This is a genomic window from Aggregatibacter actinomycetemcomitans DSM 8324 (genome assembly GCF_000372365.1).
In the GTDB taxonomy this organism is placed as follows: domain Bacteria; phylum Pseudomonadota; class Gammaproteobacteria; order Enterobacterales; family Pasteurellaceae; genus Aggregatibacter; species Aggregatibacter actinomycetemcomitans.
This window is the reverse complement of record NZ_AQUU01000013.1, coordinates 63,254-81,628: the sequence shown is the minus strand read 5'-3', so window position 1 is coordinate 81,628 and position 18,375 is coordinate 63,254. Positions and strand designations below refer to the sequence as shown.

Annotated in this window: 17 protein-coding genes and 1 rRNA gene; 4 read left to right on the top strand and 14 right to left on the bottom strand. The window is 41.6% G+C overall.

All coding sequences use genetic code 11. The features are described 5' to 3' along the window. Positions 1-140: 140 nt before the first annotated feature. Positions 141-256: ribosomal RNA gene (gene rrf, locus A3CS_RS0108410) — 5S ribosomal RNA — on the top strand. Between the two features lie 105 nt (positions 257-361). Here rrf and A3CS_RS0108405 read toward each other — a convergent pair. From A3CS_RS0108405 to A3CS_RS0108385, 5 genes are read right to left on the bottom strand one after another with little or no spacing between them, the layout of a single operon-like run. Then, entirely contained in the window at positions 362-1,180 is an 819-nt protein-coding gene (locus A3CS_RS0108405) for a peptide ABC transporter ATP-binding protein (RefSeq protein WP_005545405.1), read from the bottom strand. Positions 1,181-1,183: 3 nt separating this feature from the next. Next, positions 1,184-2,236 (bottom strand): peptide ABC transporter ATP-binding protein, encoded by a 1,053-nt coding sequence (locus tag A3CS_RS0108400; RefSeq protein WP_005545403.1) that lies wholly within the window; start codon positions 2,234-2,236, stop codon positions 1,184-1,186. 7 nt (positions 2,237-2,243) lie between these two features. After that, positions 2,244-3,131: an ABC transporter permease subunit gene (locus tag A3CS_RS0108395; RefSeq protein ID WP_005542341.1), complete on the bottom strand. Its 888-nt coding sequence runs from the start codon at positions 3,129-3,131 to the stop codon at positions 2,244-2,246. Continuing rightward, entirely contained in the window at positions 3,121-4,086 is a 966-nt protein-coding gene (locus A3CS_RS0108390) for an ABC transporter permease (protein WP_005542342.1), read from the bottom strand. Before A3CS_RS0108390 ends, A3CS_RS0108395 begins: the two co-directional genes overlap by 11 nt. After that, positions 4,086-5,777, bottom strand: a complete 1,692-nt coding sequence (locus tag A3CS_RS0108385) for an ABC transporter substrate-binding protein (protein WP_005545401.1) — start codon at positions 5,775-5,777, stop codon at positions 4,086-4,088. Before A3CS_RS0108385 ends, A3CS_RS0108390 begins: the two co-directional genes overlap by 1 nt. A 213-nt stretch (positions 5,778-5,990) precedes the next feature. On the opposite strand from A3CS_RS0108385, the gene A3CS_RS0108380 reads away from it, so the two are divergent. The 3 genes from A3CS_RS0108380 to A3CS_RS0108370 all read left to right on the top strand — a co-directional run bounded on the left by A3CS_RS0108380 (position 5,991) and on the right by A3CS_RS0108370 (position 9,532). Beyond that, on the top strand, positions 5,991-7,397 hold the full coding sequence (locus A3CS_RS0108380; RefSeq protein WP_005575338.1) for a YcjX family GTP-binding protein: 1,407 nt from the start codon (positions 5,991-5,993) through the stop codon (positions 7,395-7,397). A gap of 12 nt (positions 7,398-7,409) precedes the next feature. Then, complete coding sequence (locus A3CS_RS0108375) at positions 7,410-8,489, top strand: TIGR01620 family protein (protein ID WP_019518405.1); 1,080 nt, start codon at positions 7,410-7,412, stop codon at positions 8,487-8,489. 83 nt (positions 8,490-8,572) lie between these two features. Further along, positions 8,573-9,532 carry a sigma 54-interacting transcriptional regulator gene (locus tag A3CS_RS0108370; RefSeq protein ID WP_005545394.1) on the top strand — a complete coding sequence of 320 codons (960 nt, stop codon included), beginning with the start codon at positions 8,573-8,575 and terminating at the stop codon, positions 9,530-9,532. Here the strand turns inward: A3CS_RS0108370 and A3CS_RS1000000112410 are convergent. From A3CS_RS1000000112410 to A3CS_RS0108330, 9 genes are all read right to left on the bottom strand, one after another. Beyond that, positions 9,529-9,663, bottom strand: coding sequence for a hypothetical protein (locus tag A3CS_RS1000000112410; RefSeq protein WP_005545392.1), 135 nt, complete (start codon positions 9,661-9,663; stop codon positions 9,529-9,531). The genes A3CS_RS0108370 and A3CS_RS1000000112410 overlap by 4 nt on opposite strands. 248 nt (positions 9,664-9,911) lie before the next feature. Further along, positions 9,912-10,208 (bottom strand): RNA chaperone Hfq, encoded by a 297-nt coding sequence (gene hfq, locus A3CS_RS0108360; RefSeq protein ID WP_005542348.1) that lies wholly within the window; start codon positions 10,206-10,208, stop codon positions 9,912-9,914. A gap of 118 nt (positions 10,209-10,326) precedes the next feature. Further along, complete coding sequence (gene miaA, locus A3CS_RS0108355) at positions 10,327-11,271, bottom strand: tRNA (adenosine(37)-N6)-dimethylallyltransferase MiaA (protein ID WP_019518404.1); 945 nt, start codon at positions 11,269-11,271, stop codon at positions 10,327-10,329. A gap of 14 nt (positions 11,272-11,285) precedes the next feature. Next, positions 11,286-13,136, bottom strand: a complete 1,851-nt coding sequence (mutL, locus tag A3CS_RS0108350) for a DNA mismatch repair endonuclease MutL (protein WP_005568210.1) — start codon at positions 13,134-13,136, stop codon at positions 11,286-11,288. After that, entirely contained in the window at positions 13,136-14,623 is a 1,488-nt protein-coding gene (locus A3CS_RS0108345) for an N-acetylmuramoyl-L-alanine amidase (protein ID WP_005588703.1), read from the bottom strand. Before A3CS_RS0108345 ends, mutL begins: the two co-directional genes overlap by 1 nt. Then, positions 14,620-15,114, bottom strand: a complete 495-nt coding sequence (gene tsaE, locus A3CS_RS0108340) for a tRNA (adenosine(37)-N6)-threonylcarbamoyltransferase complex ATPase subunit type 1 TsaE (RefSeq protein ID WP_005545380.1) — start codon at positions 15,112-15,114, stop codon at positions 14,620-14,622. The genes A3CS_RS0108345 and tsaE overlap by 4 nt, the downstream gene beginning before the upstream one ends. A gap of 155 nt (positions 15,115-15,269) precedes the next feature. Next, on the bottom strand, positions 15,270-17,063 hold the full coding sequence (locus A3CS_RS0108335; protein ID WP_005545377.1) for a hypothetical protein: 1,794 nt from the start codon (positions 17,061-17,063) through the stop codon (positions 15,270-15,272). 24 nt (positions 17,064-17,087) lie between these two features. Further along, complete coding sequence (locus tag A3CS_RS1000000111655) at positions 17,088-17,447, bottom strand: GtrA family protein (protein ID WP_014167692.1); 360 nt, start codon at positions 17,445-17,447, stop codon at positions 17,088-17,090. Positions 17,448-17,450: 3 nt separating this feature from the next. Continuing rightward, the gene (locus A3CS_RS0108330; RefSeq protein ID WP_012820939.1) at positions 17,451-18,371 is read right to left on the bottom strand and encodes a glycosyltransferase family 2 protein; all 921 of its coding nucleotides are present in this window, start codon (positions 18,369-18,371) and stop codon (positions 17,451-17,453) included. Positions 18,372-18,375: the final 4 nt, after the last annotated feature.

The following is an 18,375-nucleotide window of genomic DNA, read 5'->3' as shown; positions in this document are numbered from 1 at the left end:
AAGTTGGTTTGAGGCTTGTTTTTGGAAGATGACGCGTATAGTACGCGGGAAGGGAAGTAAGAAGAGAAAGAACGAGAGAAGCGAAGAGCGGAATAAGAAAGCGAAAGCGCGGAAAGGAGAGAGGATAGTCATCAAAGAATATTGGCGGCGATAGTGCGGTGGTACCACCTGAAACCATACCGAACTCAGAAGTGAAAGGCCGTAATGCCGATGGTAGTGTGGGGCATCCCCATGTGAGAGTAGGTCACCGCCAAGCCTGATAGTGAGCCCTGATGTGAGAGCATCGGGGCTTTTTGTTTTAGTGGAATAAATGGGATTGGAATTTGGGGTCAGGAAGGGGATAAAAAAACACTGAAATTTTTTACCGCACTTTATTGGCTAAATCTTCATTTTTCCAAGATGAATTATCCAGAATTTTACCAAAATGGCTTTCAATGAGGCGTTTGGTTACATCGGTTTTAGGCGCAGTAAATAAGGAATGCGTGTCGCCATATTCAATCATTTTCCCGTCTTCCATCACGAGAATCGTATCGGCAATATGTTTGATGATGCCGAGATTTTGTCCGACATAAATATAGGCAAGTTTGAGTTTTTTCTGTAATTCCAACACGAGATTAGTCAGTTGTGTTTTTACCGTGGCATCTAATGAACCAAGTGCATCATCAATAATAACGACCTCCGGATTTAAAATCAGTGCGCGGGCTAGGGCGATACGTTGCTTTTGGCTGACGGAAAGCGTATTGATTTTTATATTAGTGTGATCCGGGTGCATTCCTACGAGTTTTAAAATATCAAAAATTTTCTGATTGCGTTGCTGCTCATCAAATTTTGTCGTGAGAAGTAGGGGGGCATCCAGCACTTGACCAACATTTAGACGCGGATTAAAGGCGGTATTCGGATCTTGGAATACCATGCGAATATGCTTGGCACGATAATGATAATCGCCGAATACGAGGGGATTGTCTTTAAACAAGATGTTTCCTGATGTGGGTTTTGTGATACCTACAATCATTTTTGCTAGGGTTGATTTTCCTGAACCGTTTCTTCCGATAATTGCCAGGGTGTTACCTGCTTCAAGACTAAAGCTGATTTGTTCCACAGCGTGAAAATAGCCGGAGCTAAAGAGGCCGAGGCTACCCTTAAAGGATTTTGTTAAATCTTCCACTTGTAATAACGGCATTTCTTATTCCTGTTTATCGGTGTTTAGGGTGAGCGGTTGAATCTGCTCTTTTTCTTTGATTTTCTTTTCCCGTAAATTAATCGGGAAATGACAGAAAAATTCATGTTGTTTAATACGAAGTGCGGTCGGTTTTACAATACATTTTTTTTGCGCGAAAGGGCAACGCGGACCGAGGCGACAACCGATCGGCATTTGCTCCAATAATGGTACCGACCCCTTTAATGTACCCAGATAGCCTTTAAACGGTAAGGGCTGTGTAAAATCCGGGATGGAATGCAACAAGGCTTGCGTATAAGGATGATGAGGATTTTCCAAAATATTTTCCTTCGGTCCCGATTCCGCGTTTTGTCCGGAATAAAGCACAATAAAAGAGTCACACCATTCACTAATACTATTAATATCATTGCTGGCAAGCAAAATAGAAGTGCCTTGGTTTTGATTCATGCTCGATAAAAGGCGGAATATTTGTACCCTTGTAATGGATTCCACGGAATTTGCCGGTTCGTCGGCAATAAGTAAACGCGGTTGGTTTGCCACAGCGATGGCAACCATCACTTTTTGCCCTTCCCCTTCGGTCAGTTCGTGCGGGTAGCTGGCCATGATGTCTTTGTGTTCTTTGATCCCTACGCGATGCAATAATTCGATGGCGCGACGTTTTTTCCAATTGAATAAACGCTGCCACCAGTGCCCTTTAAACGTCCAGTTCGGGATGCTTTCAATCAGTTGCTTGCCGATTTTTTGGCTGGGATCAAGACAGGTGAGCGGATCCTGAAACACCATAGAAATTTCTTTACCGACAATTTTGCGCCGTTGGGGCGGTGTGAGTTTGAGTAATTCAATATCGTTAAAGCGAAAGCGGTCAGCTGTGACAATCCAGGAATCTTTGAAGGCATTGCAAATGACTTTAGCAATTAAACTTTTACCGGAACCGGATTCACCGACTAAGCCGCAAATTTCCCCTTCGTTTAAGGTTAAACTTACGTTATCAACAATCCGAATAAGCCCCGCCGGCGTTTTTATATCAATGCGTAAGTTACGAATATCCAATAAAGCCATTTCTTACCTACTCATAATATTTATCAATGGCTTTGCAGAGCCCGTTGGTGAAAATTAAGCTGATTAATACGCTCAGAATGATCGCCAGCCCGGGTAAAATCACAGTCCAAGGAGCGAGGTAAATCAGCTCTAAAGAATCTTGGATTATCGCGCCCCATTCCGGTGCGGGACGTTGTGCGCCGAGGGCGATAAAACTTAATGCGCTGATATCCAGAATGGCAATATTGAAGGCACGGGAAATTTCCTGAATATAGCGGGTGGCAATATTTGGTAAGATGGTATCCTTTAACAAAAGTCGCTTTGAAATGCCATCCAGACGTAACATGAGAACGTATTCTTTCTTTAATTCCTGTTGAATGCTGAGATAAATCTCATGTACGAAATACGGCAATAACGCCAGGCTGATTGCCAACATTGCATTGATCAAATTCGGTTCCATTAATGTCGCAATAATAATTGCCACTAAAAGTACCGGAATAGTGAGAAACGCATCAAGAAAATGTCCTAAAACACGGGATTTAATCCCTTGTGACATTCCTGCCAAAATGCCCAGTCCACCACCGACAAGGGCGGTCATCATAGCGACAATAACCGCGGCGCCGACAGTATAGCTGGTGCCGATAAGTATACGACTGAATACGTCGCGTCCAATATCATCGGTGCCAAAGAAGTAGGCGATTTGCCCATCACTTGCCCAAGAAGGCGGTGTCAGTTCTTTGCCGACAAATTGCATTTCACTTGGATAAGGCGCAAGTAATGGTCCGAAAAGTGCGGTCAAAATTAGCAGTAAAAATGCGTAGAAGCCGAATAACGCAATGCGGTCTTTACGAAATAACTGCCAAATATGTTTTAAGGTCGCAGTTTCACGAAAGTCTTTCGGTTCTCTATCTTGCATACCAACCCTTCTTATTTAACGGATCCAAAATAAAGATTAAGCTTTCGGAGAATAATTTGATGAAGATAATACATGATCCGATAGTAATAATACCTGCCGAAATACTGTTGTAATCCTGCTGGGTGACCGAATCAATAAGCCAGCGCCCGATCCCCGGCCAGCCGAGGGTGCTTTCTACCAGCATACATTGTGTGATGACCAAGGTGAATAAACGGGTCATTTGCGGAATAAGCAGAGGCAGGGTATTGCGTAAAATATATTTGCGTAGCACCTTAAATTTTGACCAACCGCGAGTGGCGGCCACTTTAACGTAATTTTGCTGAAAAATAGTTTCCGCTTGTTGCTGCACAAAACGGACAATTTCCATTGTCGGCAGGATGGTTAACACTAAGCTGGGCAATGCCAAATGTTGCAGCACGTTTTGAATGATTTTGAGCCGATAAGGCGCTTCGACAAACCATACGTCAATAATAGGGAAACCGGTTATCGGTTTAATTTCATAGAGTAAATTGTATTGCCCGATTGCGGCGATTTCCCAGCCATTTATCGCGGAGGCGTATAATAAAATCGGTGCAATCCAGAAGACTGGCATGGCCAATCCCATGGAAGATAAAGTGCGGGTGGTTTTTCCGATGAAATGTGATTGGTAAATGGCACCTAATAAACCAAGAGGAATGCCGAACAGCACCGCCAACAAAATGGCACAAAAGCACAATTCAAGGGTGGGGGGTAAAACAGTAAAAATCGTGGATTTTAACAGCTGCCCGCCATTGTAACTGATACCTAAATCACCACGGGTAAGGTTGCCTAAATAATTAAGGTAGCCATTGTAAAAATACGGTGTCGCCAGTTCGGCATTTAATGGATCCTGCATTAAAATAACGTAACTTATCAATGTGAGGATAATTGACGTTAAAACGAGAAAAACACATTGCCGAATCAGTGAATTAAACATTATTTGTGCCCTTTTCGCAGGGAGAGGGTTGAAAAATTCAGGCTACCGAACGGACTCATGTCGATATTTTGAACACGTGAACTGGCGACGAGAACCCGCTTAACGTTCGCGATCGGAATGATTGGTAACTCCGATAAAATTAACGTCTGTGCCTGATTATAAGCAGCGGAGCGTACGCGCTGATTGGAAGTATCCAATGCCTCATCCATAATTTGATCAAATTTTTCGCTGCACCAGTTGGATAAGTTGGTAATTTCATTTGAGGTGCTGCAACTTAAAATTGGGCGCATAAAACTGTCCGGATCTAAATTTCCCCCCAGCCAACCGGTTAAAATCATGTCGTAATCTTCGGCTTTTTTATGTAATTGCTCGATTAAAAAGGTGCGGGTGACAGAACGAATATTAACCTCAACGCCGGCATTTGCTAAATCCGCTTTGATGAGTTCTGCGGTTTTTAATGGCGCAGGGTTATACACCTGTTCTTCATTAATCACCCACATACTCAGGCTTAACTTTTTATCCTGTAAGATTCTCTTCGCCTGTTGCGGATTATAATCATAGTCAAAATCGGGAGTATTCACCGCGGAAGCCCAAGAAATGTTCGGGATGATATTATTCGCCACGGTAGCCGTATTGTGATAAATGGTTTTAATAATCCGTTGCCGATTAATCGCTTGCGAGATAGCGCGGCGTAATTGCTCGTCTTGAAGGGCAGTTTTTTGGAAATTAAACGCCAGATACGCCAAATTCATACCTTCGACACTTTTAATGTAATAACGTTCGTCATTTTCCTGTAATAAGCCCAGTTGGCTGACTTCGGGATAGGACGCAATCTGGCATTCGCCATTGAAAAATTTAATCAACCGCCCCGTACGATCCGTTGAGAGGTCAATAATGATGTCGTTAATTTTGGCGTCTTTTTTCCAATAATCTTTATTTTTTTCTAAACGCACATATTGGTTACGAAAGTAATTTTTCACTTTATACGGACCGGTTCCCACGGGCAATGTATCCAATTGTACCAAGTTGTCGTCCGCATTGAGCTGTACGGCATATTCCTGCGAGAAAATAATGGCGTACTGGCTTGCCAAATGGGACAAAATGGAGGAATCCGGTTTAAATAAGATAATTTCCACTGTATGCGGATTAATGGCTTTTACTGATTCGATTTTTTGATTCAATTTAATGCTTTCAAAATAAGGAAAACGCACCTTTTTTGCCTGTTCGTGAAAGATGCGATACTGAGGATTTTTATAGCTGACCGAGGTCTGTTCTAAGGTCGGTAAATAGGTTTCATAGCCCAGCACGCGATTTAGCGAAAAAACCACATCATCGGCATTGAAATCACGGGTCGGTTTAAACCAATCGGTGTGATGAAATTTAATGCCCTTGCGTAAATGAATCGTAATGACTTTGCCGTCAGGCGAGAGAGAATAGGATTGCGCCAATACCGGCGTTGGCACCGCACTGGTATTGGATATTTCAAAAAGTTTATTATAAATCTGCTCGGTGACCACATTCATGCTGGTGCCGGCATCGGCTGTTTGCGGATTAAAAGAAAAACCGGAAGCATGAGTACAATAAATCAATCCGTTGTTTGTCAACTCTTCCGGCACGCGTGGCGCCGCCATTGCGGAATTAACCGCAAAAGCGAGCAAACAACATGACGTAAGGATTCTTTTATTCAGCATAACAACAGATTTCGCGGTTCTAAAAAATGAATGTCAAATTGTAAAATATATTCCGTGGATATTCTAGCGAATATGCCTTTTCTTAGTATTCACCGTAGAAAATAACCGCACTTTTTAGAATAAGCGCCGTTAATTTAAGCCTAGCTTCATTTTTTCAGTATAATATTCGTCATGATTATTGCGCTATTGCACAAATACTGAAGAATGAAAACCATGCTAAATCATTTGCAAAAAGAATTAAACGATCTGGTTAATCGCGGATTAGACCGTACTTTACGCATTGCTGTGACAGGGTTGAGTCGAAGCGGGAAAACTGCTTTTATCACCAGCCTTATTAACCAATTGTTACATATCAATCGCGTGGATAATAGCCATCTGCCGCTCTTTGATGCGGCGCGGCGGCGCGGGATTATTGCGGTAAAACGTATTCCTCAACCGGATTTATCCGTTCCCCGTTTTGATTATGATGGCAATCTCAATGCCTTTTCGCAGCAACCGCCCGTTTGGCCGCAATCTACCAAAGGCGTAAGCGAAACCCGTTTGGCGATTCGTTATCAGCGCAGTTCGGGCTTATTGCGTCATGTTAAAGAAAAAGGCACATTGTATGTCGATATTTTTGACTACCCGGGCGAATGGCTGTTGGATTTGACTTTGCTGGAGCTGGATTTTCAACAGTGGTCGCAGGAATTGCAACGACAGCTCAATGCGACTCATCTGCAACTGGCGCAACCTTGGTTGGAGAAAACAAAGAAAATCAATTTAACCGATGTTGCCGATGAAGACATTTTGGCGCAACTTGCCAAAGACTACACGGACTATCTATGGCAGTGTAAAAAACACGGATTGCATTTTATTCAGCCGGGGCGATTTGTGTTACCCGGTGAATTGGATGGCGCACCTGCCTTGCAATTCTTTCCTTTGTTACATTTAACCGAGTCACAATGGCAGCAGCTGAAAAAAGAGGCGAAAGAGAACAGTTATTTTGTCGTGCTACGAAAACGCTACGATTATTACCGTCGGCGTATTGTGAAAGATTTCTATGAAAATTACTTTTCCACTTTTGATCGGCAGGTGATTCTGGCGGATTGTTTAACGCCCTTGAATCACAGCCGTGAAGCCTTCGGCGATATGCAGCTGGCGTTACATCAGCTGTTTCGGAATTTTCACTATGGAAAGCGCCATTTTCTTAATCGCCTTTTTTCACCGAAAATCGATAAATTGATGTTTACCGCAACCAAGGCGGATCATATTACTACGGATCAGTTTGCCAATTTGGTCAGCCTGATGCGTCAATTGGTACAGGAAGGCGGACGGTATGTAGAATTTGCCGATATTGCCACCGATTACACCGCTATTGCGGCAATTCGGGCGACGCAGCAGGTGGTAGTAAACCAAAACGGTCGCCAATTTAAAGCTATTCAGGGCGTTCGTAGCAGCGATCAGCAAAAGGTGACGATTTATCCCGGTAGCGTACCAGGTAAATTGCCGAGCGCCGATTTTTGGCAAACCCGGAAATTTGAATTTGACCAATTTGAACCACACCGTTTAGAACAGGGCGAAAATATACCGCACTTACGTATGGATGCCGTGTTGCAGTTTTTGCTGGGCGATAAGTTATAAAGGAGCGAGGATATGGATAAAAAAATGTTTGACCGAGCTGATGACGTGGAGCAACAGGAAGCGTTTATTGCCAAACAGGAATTCCGTGAAGAGCAGGCGGTGCCGGATACGGAAGCGGAAAATTTCCTATTGGATGGGGAATTATTGGAAGATCAATTTGAACAAAGCGTTCAACCGACGCCCCGCTGGTGGAAACGCGTGCTTATCGGCACTGCACTTTTATTTTTGACGGCGACGGTGGCGCAATTGGTGCAATGGCTGATCGATACCTGGCAACAAAATCAATGGATCTATTTTGCGTTTTCCTTGGTGTTATGTTTGGCGGTATTGCTTGGTTTATCCGCAATCATCGGTGAGTGGCGACGCTTGGTGCTGCTACGGAAACGTGGCGAAATGCAACATCAAAGCCGTGAATTGTTAAAAAGTGCGGTCGGTTTTCAGGGTGAATTTTCGAGTGTAAATAATCAACAAGCTGTCGAACTTTGCGGGCAAATCGGCAAACTGCTGCACCTTGAAGGACAACAAGAGGGATTAATCCAATGGCGACAGCAGGTGAATGAATCTTATTCGGCGTCGGAAGTGTTGCATTTGTTTAGTCAGAATGTACTGCAATCTTTTGATAAACAAGCGAAAAAACTGATTAATAAAGCCACTGCTGAATCGGCGGCTTTGGTGGCAATCAGCCCGCTGGCGTTGGCGGATATGTTTTTTATCGCGTGGCGTAATATTCGCTTGGTGAATCAAATTGCGTGTCTTTACGGCATTGAGCTGGGCTATATCAGTCGTCTCCGTTTATTGCGTATAGTATTGGTGAATATGGCATTTGCCGGTGCGACAGAATTAATTCAGGATCTTGGCGTGAATTGGCTTTCGCAAGATCTTACTGCCAAACTTTCTGCCCGAATGGCACAGGGCATTGGCGTCGGTTTGCTAACCGCCCGTTTGGGGATTAAAGCCATGGAATTTTGTCGTCCGCTGGCATTTCAAGCCGATGAAAAACCGCGTTTATCGCAAATTCATAAGGAATTATTAAGCCATCTCGGCTCAACTATTTTTGATAATGTAAAATTTAAACAGAAAGATAAGGTGTAAACTGTAAATAAAAGTTGCCAAATAGTTGGTGATTTTGTTTTGTAGCGGTATGATTATGCTGTTTTCTATTTATTGAGGCACTTATGGCAACTTCTTCAACCACCGATCCTTTTTCACACATCGTCAGCCGAAATCCGCGAATGCGGGATGTTATCGCGAAAGCCAGAAAATTTGCGTTATTGGATGCGCCGTTGGTGATTCAAGGTGAAACCGGCACGGGAAAAGACGTGATTGCCAAAGCCTGCCATGATTTTAGTGCGCGCCGAAATAAAGCATTTCTCGCCGTAAACTGTGCCGGCATTCCCGGCGAAGACGCGGAAACGGAAATGTTCGGGCGGCGTAATAAAGATGGTGAATTTATCGGTTTTTTTGAATATGCCGATGGCGGCACGGTGTTATTAGATGGTGTTGAGGAGTTGCCGCTGACTTTGCAGGCGAAGCTTCTGCGTTTTTTAAGCGACGGTACCTTCCGCCGTGTCGGCGAGGAAGAGGAGCATTATGCCAATGTACGTGTGATTTGCACGGCGCAGCAGCCGTTACAGCATTATGTCGAGCAGGGTAAAATGCGTAGCGATTTGTTCCATCGGCTAAACGTGCTGACGTTAAACCTGCCGTTGCTGCGTGAGCGCGTGGAAGATATTGAGCCTCTTGCCTGCCAATTTATTGCTGAAATCAGTGAAAAACTCGGCATTTCCGCACCGCACTTTGATGCCGAATTTTTGCATTATCTTCAACAATATCCTTGGTTTGGTAACATTCGTGAACTTTATAACGCGCTGTATCGTGCCGTTTCGTTAGCCAAAGAAAATCGTTTACTTATTGAAGATTTAGGGCTGGAGACGCAAGTTTCTACATCTCAGGCTATAGATGATCTTGTTCTGGAAGGTGAAACTTTAGAGGAAATCATGGGGCGATTTGAAGCGGCGGTGTTAAATAAATTTTATGCGAAATATCCCAGCTCCAGAAAACTTGCCGCCCGTTTAGGCGTATCTCACACGGCAATCGCCAATAAATTACGCCAATATGGCATTGGCAAATCTTAGTCTACAGGCTGAATCGGGTTAAATGCGGCAAACGGGGCAAAACGTTTAATCAGTTTCAGACACTCCATTTTTTCAATACGAATATTCGGCAAAAACTCACCGAATTGGTTGATCTCTTCTTTATTGTCCATTTCGCGCTGACCAATAAAATATTGTCTTGAGCGGATTTCGTGAGCAGTTGAAATTCATTTAAATCATCCGTATTTTTTTGTGAATCAAAAAGGCAATGCACGATAGTGGCATGATTCAATCCATGATTTTTCATGTGATGAGGGATTATCAGGCTTATCAGACGCAAAAAGTGCGGTGGAAATTTCCGCAGAATCCACCGCACTTTGGCTTAAATTATTGAGTAAAGGGTTCAATATTTTCAGCTTCGTTATTCTGCCTGAGCTTCAACATTGTTTTCGGCAGGAGTAGTTTCTTGCTGTTGTCCCTGATGTTGCTGCTGTTGGTTAGCATTGTGATGGGCGACGGAACGCGCCGGTACAACAGTCGAGATGGCGTGTTTATAAACCATTTGATTTACTGTGTTTTTCAGTAAAATCACGAATTGATCGAATGACTCGATTTGCCCCTGTAATTTGATACCGTTTACCAAATAAATTGAAACGGGAATGCGTTCACGACGAAGTGCGTTCAAGTAAGGATCTTGTAAAGATTGTCCTTTTGCCATTTTTCTTTCCTTCTATTTTCTACAAATTTTTATTAAAAAACAATACAGCCAAGCTGTACGGCCTCCGAGATTCAATATAACAACAATTGTTTAGAAAGTCACTAGGCGCAATAGGGTTTTACGCTTTATTTGAAAGCAAACTTAACACTTTCTCAAGCGCTTGAGCCGGTTGTAAACTGTCCAGCCATTGAATCGGTGATTTCCAACCGCGTAACCAAGTAATCTGACGCTTGGCTAATTGGCGGGTGGCGCAGATGCCACGAAAAACCATTTCATCATGGCTATAGTCACCACGCAAATATTCCCACATTTGACGATACCCCACACAGCGAATGGAGGGCAAATTCTCGTGCAAATCAGCGCGTCGGTACAGTTTTTCGACCTCTTGTTGAAAGCCAAGTTCAATCATTTTATGAAAACGTTGCTCAATGCGTTGATGCAACAGATCTCTCTGCTCCGGTGCAATGGCGAATTGCAGAATCTCATAGGGCAGCGCGTCGCCTTTTTGTTCGGTTAATTCCGTTAAGGTTTTGCCGCTTAAATAAAACACTTCCAGCGCGCGGTTAATCCGTTGCGAATCATTCGGGTTAATGCGTTGCGCCGAGATGGGGTCGATTTTGTTCAGTTCCTGATGTAATGCCGCCCAGCCGATACGTTCCGCTTTCGCTTCAATTTCTGACCGCACTTTTTCATCGGCGGAGGGCAATGGCGATAAGCCTTCGAGCAACGCTTTGTAATACAACATCGTGCCACCCACCAATAACGGGATTTTACCCAACGAGGTAATGTCCTGCATTTCACGTAGGGCGTCGGTGCGGAAATTGGCGGCGGAATAGCTTTCTGCCGGGTCGCAAATATCAATTAAACGGTGGGGCGCCAGTGCCAACTCGGCTTTTGAGGGCTTTGCCGTGCCAATATCCATGCCGTGATAAATGAGAGCTGAATCCACGCTTATTACTTCCACCGGCAGATGTTGGCGCAGTTGAATGGCTAAATCCGTTTTGCCGGAAGCGGTGGGACCCATTAAAAAAATCGCCAAAGATTTTTGTTCGGAATCTTGCATAGTTAGTGGGGCGGTTATGTCAGTTGGGTTAAATAAGGCTGCCAATCGATTTCCACAAGCAAATCCATCAGGCAGGTTTGCGCTTGTTTGGCAAGTAATTGTTCCGTATCGGTCAGCAAACTTACCGCATCGGCAAGCACGGTGATGGGCGCGAATTCTAAGGACGCCAAAAGTGCGGTCAAAAATTCAGGTAAATTTTCGATGGAGTGATTTAATAGCGAGATAATTATCTGCTGTAAATTTTGTTGGCGTAAATGTGCCGATACTTTTTGCAGCGTTATTTTATGTTGTGTCGCCTCTTCCGTAAAAGTAAAACCGATTTGCTCAAAGAACGTTTTTTGTTGTAACCATGCCTGCCATTGGTCATTAGATAAGCGAAAAATAATCGGGATTAACAATGGCTGAGATGTTGGCGCCAAGGTTAAATTCAACTCCAATTTTAAATGCTGCAAACGGGCTAATGACAACAAATAAAAATGCTGTCCTTGCTGTAACAATAATGCCTCGTCGTTGATAAGCGCAAGCGCGTGTAAAAAATCGGTATTGGGTTTGCTGACTTCCGCTATGGTCATTTCCGTTTGAGGCTGATTTTTTAACGCCGTCCACAAGGTTTTGTGGGCATTCAATACGTTCTGCGTAATTTGTTCACGATGGGCATTTTCACGATAAAAGTGCGGTGAACTTTGCCGGTGTTTTTGCGTGCCGTCATTCTTTTTTTCGGCGTAGGCAGTGGCGGAATAACCGGTAGTCGGTGCGAATATATTTTGCCCTGCCGCCGAGCGATTCGGTTTGGTGTAAGTCGGCGCTTCCCACACACCCGCAGGTTCTTCTACGGCATTTTCCATTGATGACGGGGTCAAGTGTATTTGTTCTGAAGCCAGCGCGTTACTAATGCCTTGGGTGATGAAATCATGCACCAATCGGGATTGCTGGAAACGCACTTCGTGTTTGGTCGGGTGCACATTCACATCCACCTCATTCGGATTGAGATCAATAAACAACACAAAAGCGGGATATTGTTCAGTGGTTAAATAATCCGCATAGGCTTGGCGGATCGCGTGCGTAATGGTTTTATCACGCACCATGCGCCCGTTGACATAGCAATAATTCAGGTCGTTTTGCGGACGGTTAAACTGCGGCAACGCCACCCAGCCGGATAAATGCAGGTCATCGTGTTTCCAGTCGATTTGTAACGCGTTTTGAATAAAATCCTGACCGCAAATAGCAGCGACGCGCTTTAATTTTTGTTCATGGGTGACCGCACTTTTATACTGGCGAAGCACTTTCCCATTGTGTGTCAGAGTAAAGTTAATGTGAAATTTGGCTAATGCAATGCGACGAATAACTTCATCAATATGGGAAAATTCGGTTTTTTCCGAACGTAAAAATTTGCGACGGGCAGGCGTGTTAAAAAATAAATTTGCCACTTCAACGGTAGTGCCCACAGGATGAGAGGCGGGTTGAATGATGGTTTTCATATCCCGCCCTTGGGCATAAACTTGCCAAGCTTCGCTTTGTTCGGCTGTGCGGGAGGTGAGGGTTAAGCGGGAGACAGAACTGATACTGGCGAGCGCTTCACCGCGAAATCCCAGGCTTAAAATGGCTTCCAAATCTGCTAAATCGGCAATTTTGCTGGTGGCATGGCGGGCAAGGGCTAAAGCTAGCTCCTCTTTAGCAATGCCGATGCCATTGTCACGAATGCGAATCAGCCCGGCGCCCCCGTTTTCAATATCAATTTGAATTTTATCGGCACCGGCATCAAGGCTGTTTTCCACCAATTCTTTCACCACCGAAGCAGGGCGTTCAACCACTTCCCCGGCGGCAATTTGGTTAGCTAATTGTGGCGATAAAATGCGTATGGTCATTATTTTTTCCCGTGTTTGTTTTCAACCAGTCGGATTTTTTGCCCGCTTAACACTTTGCCGTTTTTTAATTGCGGGTTCAGTTTTAGCAAGGTATTTGGCGAAAGATTATACTCACGTGCAATGGAGTAGAGCGTTTGATCTTTTTTCACCACATGGAAAGTCGGCACAGCTTGTTTTACTTCCGCTTTGCCTTTCCCCGAGGTGTTTTCGTCCTTGCTTTTCGTATTTTCTGCAGCTTTCCCTTTTTCCGTTTTGGCTTCGGTTTTCATGGTATCTTCCGCTTTGGCAACGGCAGGAATTTTAATGGTTTCACCCAGTTGCAGTTCTTTACGTTTTAGCTTATTGAGCGTAAGAATATCGTTACCGGAAACTTTATATCTTGCCGCAAGTTTAGTTAAAGTTTCGCCTTTTTTCACTTTATGGCGAATGCCGCTGTCTTTAATTTCCGCACTTTTCACCGGTTTAGTTTCGGTGTTTTCCTTCGTGTTGGTCGCGTTGTTTTTGCCATTATCAGGGATTTTAATGGTTTCGCCCACCCACAATTTTTTGCGTTTTAATTTGTTTAACGCAATGATATCCGCGATGTTAACATGGTATTTTTCAGCCAGTTTGCCTAAGCCTTCGCCTGATTTCACCTTATGACGAATGCCACTGTCCGTCACTTCAAGTGCGGTGGATTTTTCAGGTGTTTTTACGGTCGGAATTTTTGGCTCGTCTTTATAATTTTGACGACGATATTCGACCAAACCGTTATAAATGGCTTTTGCAATTTTTTTGCGGTAGGCGGGCGTGCTTAATTTCAGTTCTTCATCTTGATTGGAGAGAAAGCCCGTTTCTACCAAAATGGATGGAATATCCGGCGAACGTAAGACGCCAAGGCTTGCATGGCGTGGTGTCGGGCGGCTTAAAGAAGCAATTTGGGAAAAATGGCGCAGCACGATATTGCCTAATTCATAACCCACCCGTTGGCTATGTCCGAATTGTAAATCTAAAACCGTTTGATCCAAGTATTTTTCATTATGTGAAGCGAGCACGCTACCCGCTCCGCCCAACAGCTCCGAACGTTTTTCATGATCTTCCAGCCATTGCCCCATTTCGTCATTGGCGCGACGGTTTGACAACACCCATACGGAAGCGCCGCGTAAATTCGGGGTTTCTGAGGAATCTGCATGAATGGAAACCAAATAATTGGCTTTGTGCTTACGCGCAATTTCGGAACGTTGCGGCACGGAAATAAAGTAATCGCCGTTGCGGGTTAATACGGCATGAAAACGCGGATCCTTATCTAAAAGCGCTTTTAATTCACGGGCGATAGAAAGGGTTACATTTTTTTCATAAATTTTTAGGTTGCGCCCGATAGCGCCGGGGTCTTTCCCGCCATGACCGGGATCAACGGCAATTGTCCATGCGTTACCGGCGAGAACGGGCATTGCAAAGAAAAAAACGCTGTTGACAAGAAATAATTTAAAGATATTGCCGAGTTTCATTGTGGTACATCATCGTTATTTAATTGTTCAATAATCTGTCTGCCGATTGGCGATTGAGCAACCAATTCAATGTGACGGGCAGTTTCCGCATAGGCAATGTTGACCAACAAATCTGCCGCCATAAGCATGCCTGTTCCTTTCTCAGCCCACTCAATCAAGCAAAGCGTGTTTTCACTAAAATAATCACGAATGCCCATAAATTCCAGCTCTTCAGGATCGGCAAGACGATACAAATCAAAATGGTAAACGGTTTTGTTGCGGAATCGATATTCTTCCACTAACGTGTAAGTCGGGCTTTTTACTTTACCTTGATACCCCAAAGCTTGAATCATCCCACGGCTTAAGGTCGTTTTCCCAGCGCCAAGATCACCGTTCAAATAAAGTGCAATGCCTTGTTGATTCGGAACATGGCTTATCGCATTGATAAGTTTTGCTCCAAAGGCGCACATGGCATTTTCATCAGAAATGTATTGGCTAAATCTATCGATCATGCTGTTTGTCAGTTTAAAAAGTAGTAAGGAATTGTACCGCACTTTGGCGGGATTATGTAGTGGCTTTGAATTGATGTATGGTTACAGTGGGCATTTGGAATGAGAAAAAGTCATTATTTTAAAAAATGACTTTTTCTCATTACATTATAGTTAAGTTATTTGAGTTCGGGTTTAATAAATTTATATAAAATAATATTGGTGTTTTCATTGGCATCAATAAATTCAAGATAATCAGGTATATCTTTCTTATCTATTAATTTTTGAGCCATGATTTCTTTCCCCTTATATTTATCGGCTAAAACATTGGCAAAATTTTTCTCAATCAGAATATAATCCACATTATTTCTAATCAAGTATTTTTCTGCATCATCTGTATTAACTGACGTATAAAACCGCATTGTATCAGAATTTCCTCTTATATTTCTGTGGTAAGGCGCAGAAATAGAAGCATTGGATGTTGTAGCAATAACGGCAGCACCTAAATCAATAGGAGGTAATATAATTTTATTTTCTAAATTGTTTTTATTAAGTAATTTTTTCGTCGCATAGTAGCTATTATTATATTTTTCGTCATAAATCTCTTTGGATTCATTTTCATCGTTGAAATTTATGATTATTTTAGTTGAAATTAATAGAAATGTAGGTATTGATAAAAATAAAATGATAGTTTTTGTTATCGGTAATGAACATTTCTCTCTTAATGAGTAGCAAGTATAAGCTTGTAAAGGAATTGCAACAGACATTGCTGTATAGAACATTCTTACTTGCCAAAATATTGCCAGTAATAAATTAGTGATTAAAGCGATATATATAATCCAGTAATTTAATTCCTTTTTATCAGATAAAAATAATGGAGAAAGGATAGCGGGAAGAATCGCAATAAAATAACCTATATCTCCGATATCCTGAGATATTGTCACAGTTAATGGTCTTGCTTCAGAGACAAAAGATAGCCAGTTATCCTTAAGGAAAATAGGGTAGTCGGCATACCCTCCTTTTATTAGGTTTGGATAAATAATTATGATAGGCAGAACTAAAGCAATACCTGTTACACACAAAAAAGCAATTTTTTTAATTTTGTTAGTAAAATGAATAGAAAACTTAATCAATAAAGTACAAAGAATAGATCCTGCAATAAAACAAAGTAAGAATGGAAATGATAAAGCGTCATATTGTGGGATAAATAATTCATTTGCAGGTCTGTTTAGTATTAATACTGCAAAAGATAGAATACTACTATGCAGGCATATTTTTTTGGCTAATTCTAAGTAATATAAATTATTCAGTAAACCATATAAAACAAATAGCATTAAAATGGCAACAAAGCTATATATGTTTTCTAGCCCTATCCATAATGATAAAACTATACTTATCGCTATAAAGAATGGCTGCCCGTTTTGATTTTGTTTATTTTTTGCTATAGAGAAAATGCAAAAAGATATTAATAAAATAAACTGAAGATTATGGTGATCTAAAGCGCCCGGAAGAAAACGATAACTAATTGGTGCTAATAGTGGAAACAGCATTGCTATTTTAGCTGTCTCCAGCCCAAATAAACGGTAAGATATTAGTGATATAATTAATAAAAAAATTAATAGATAAAGGAGTGGTGTTATAACATTCGATATGGTGAATGCGGTGTTCCAATCGGTGAAAATAGAAGCAAGCAGGGCTACCCCGGCTAATGGAATATCCACAACTCTGGACCAGTGCATGATAACGCCGTCTTGTGGGTTAAATTGAGGATCCGGCAGTAAATACCAATTCCCATTTTTTAACCACTCACTATATTGATGATAGCGCATAAGATCATCAGTATCACTCAATGCGAAATTTGCGACATCACTCCAGTTCCGTATAATTAAAAAAGTGGCACATAATATCCAAATAATACAAGCGATATAAACTAATTTTTTTATGTCATTATTTATAAATAATTTATTATACATATTAACCTTTTTAGTGTTTAATTATTACTTATTATTTCGAAAAACAATATATCTGGAATATAAAAAACCTAGGATTAGGCTTATACCGGAAGAGGTTATTAGCGTAATTGCCGGGAGCGCTTCTATTTTATCGGCTATCAATCCTATGAGATAACTCATTAAACCCATGAAGGAAACATAGAAAACCATTCGTGTAATATTAATTTCTTTTTCAAATGTATATTTTGAATTTACAAAAAAAGAGAATATTACGGCGGTACTGAATCCTATAAGGTTGCTTAATGACTGTACGTATGTTAACCGATAGAAAATATAAAATACTCCCCAGTGTATTATTGTATTTATGATACCTACTGAGAAGTATCGAAAGAATTGCTTTATCATTTTTTATTTAATATTGAGATAATTCATTCTTTTAAGTTCTTTTCTTGCATTGGATATTGAGTCTAGAATTAATGCAATTGCAAAAAATAATATAGCCAGAATCCCCATGCTGGTAGCGAATACAGCAGTAGATATTTTTAGTACCGTACCAAGCTTGAGATACTGGAAGATAACGGAAGTACCGGTAATCAGTGAAAATAGTGTGCAAATTAAAGAGAGTGTCATAAAAAATAATAGCGGTTTTTGCTCTCTAATTAAGAAGAAAATAAAACTTAATATTTTAAACCCATCTCTATATGTTCTTAACTTGCTCTTACTATTTTCTTTTCTTGAACTATAGTTAGTGGGAATTTCCTTTATTGGCATATTTAATTGTAATGCTAATACCGTCATCTCTGTTTCAATTTCAAACCCATTACTGATTAATGGTAAAGATTTGACAAAGCGTTTCGTCATTATTCTATAGCCGGAAAAAAGATCATTTATAGTTGAATTAAAAAAATAACTAATTATTTTTGAAAAAATTTTATTACCCAGTATATGACCTTTAGGGTAGGATTCTGATTTTCTATTTCGCGCCCCGATTATCATATCTAAGTTTTCCTGAATCAGGGTGTTAACTAAATCCGGAGCAATGTTGGCATCATAGGTATTATCTCCATCCACCAGAATATAAATGTCTGCATCAATATCTGCAAACATTCTGCGAACGACGGCACCTTTTCCTTGTTTAGGTTCATTGCGTACAATACAATCTAGTTTACTTGCAATTTCAAAAGTTTTATCTGTCGAATTATTATCATAAACGTAGATTTTTGCCAAAGGCAAAGCGGATCTAAATGAGAGAACAGTATCGGATATACTATGTTCTTCATTATAACAAGGAATTAATATTGCAATTGATTGATTGATTGATTCATTCATAATT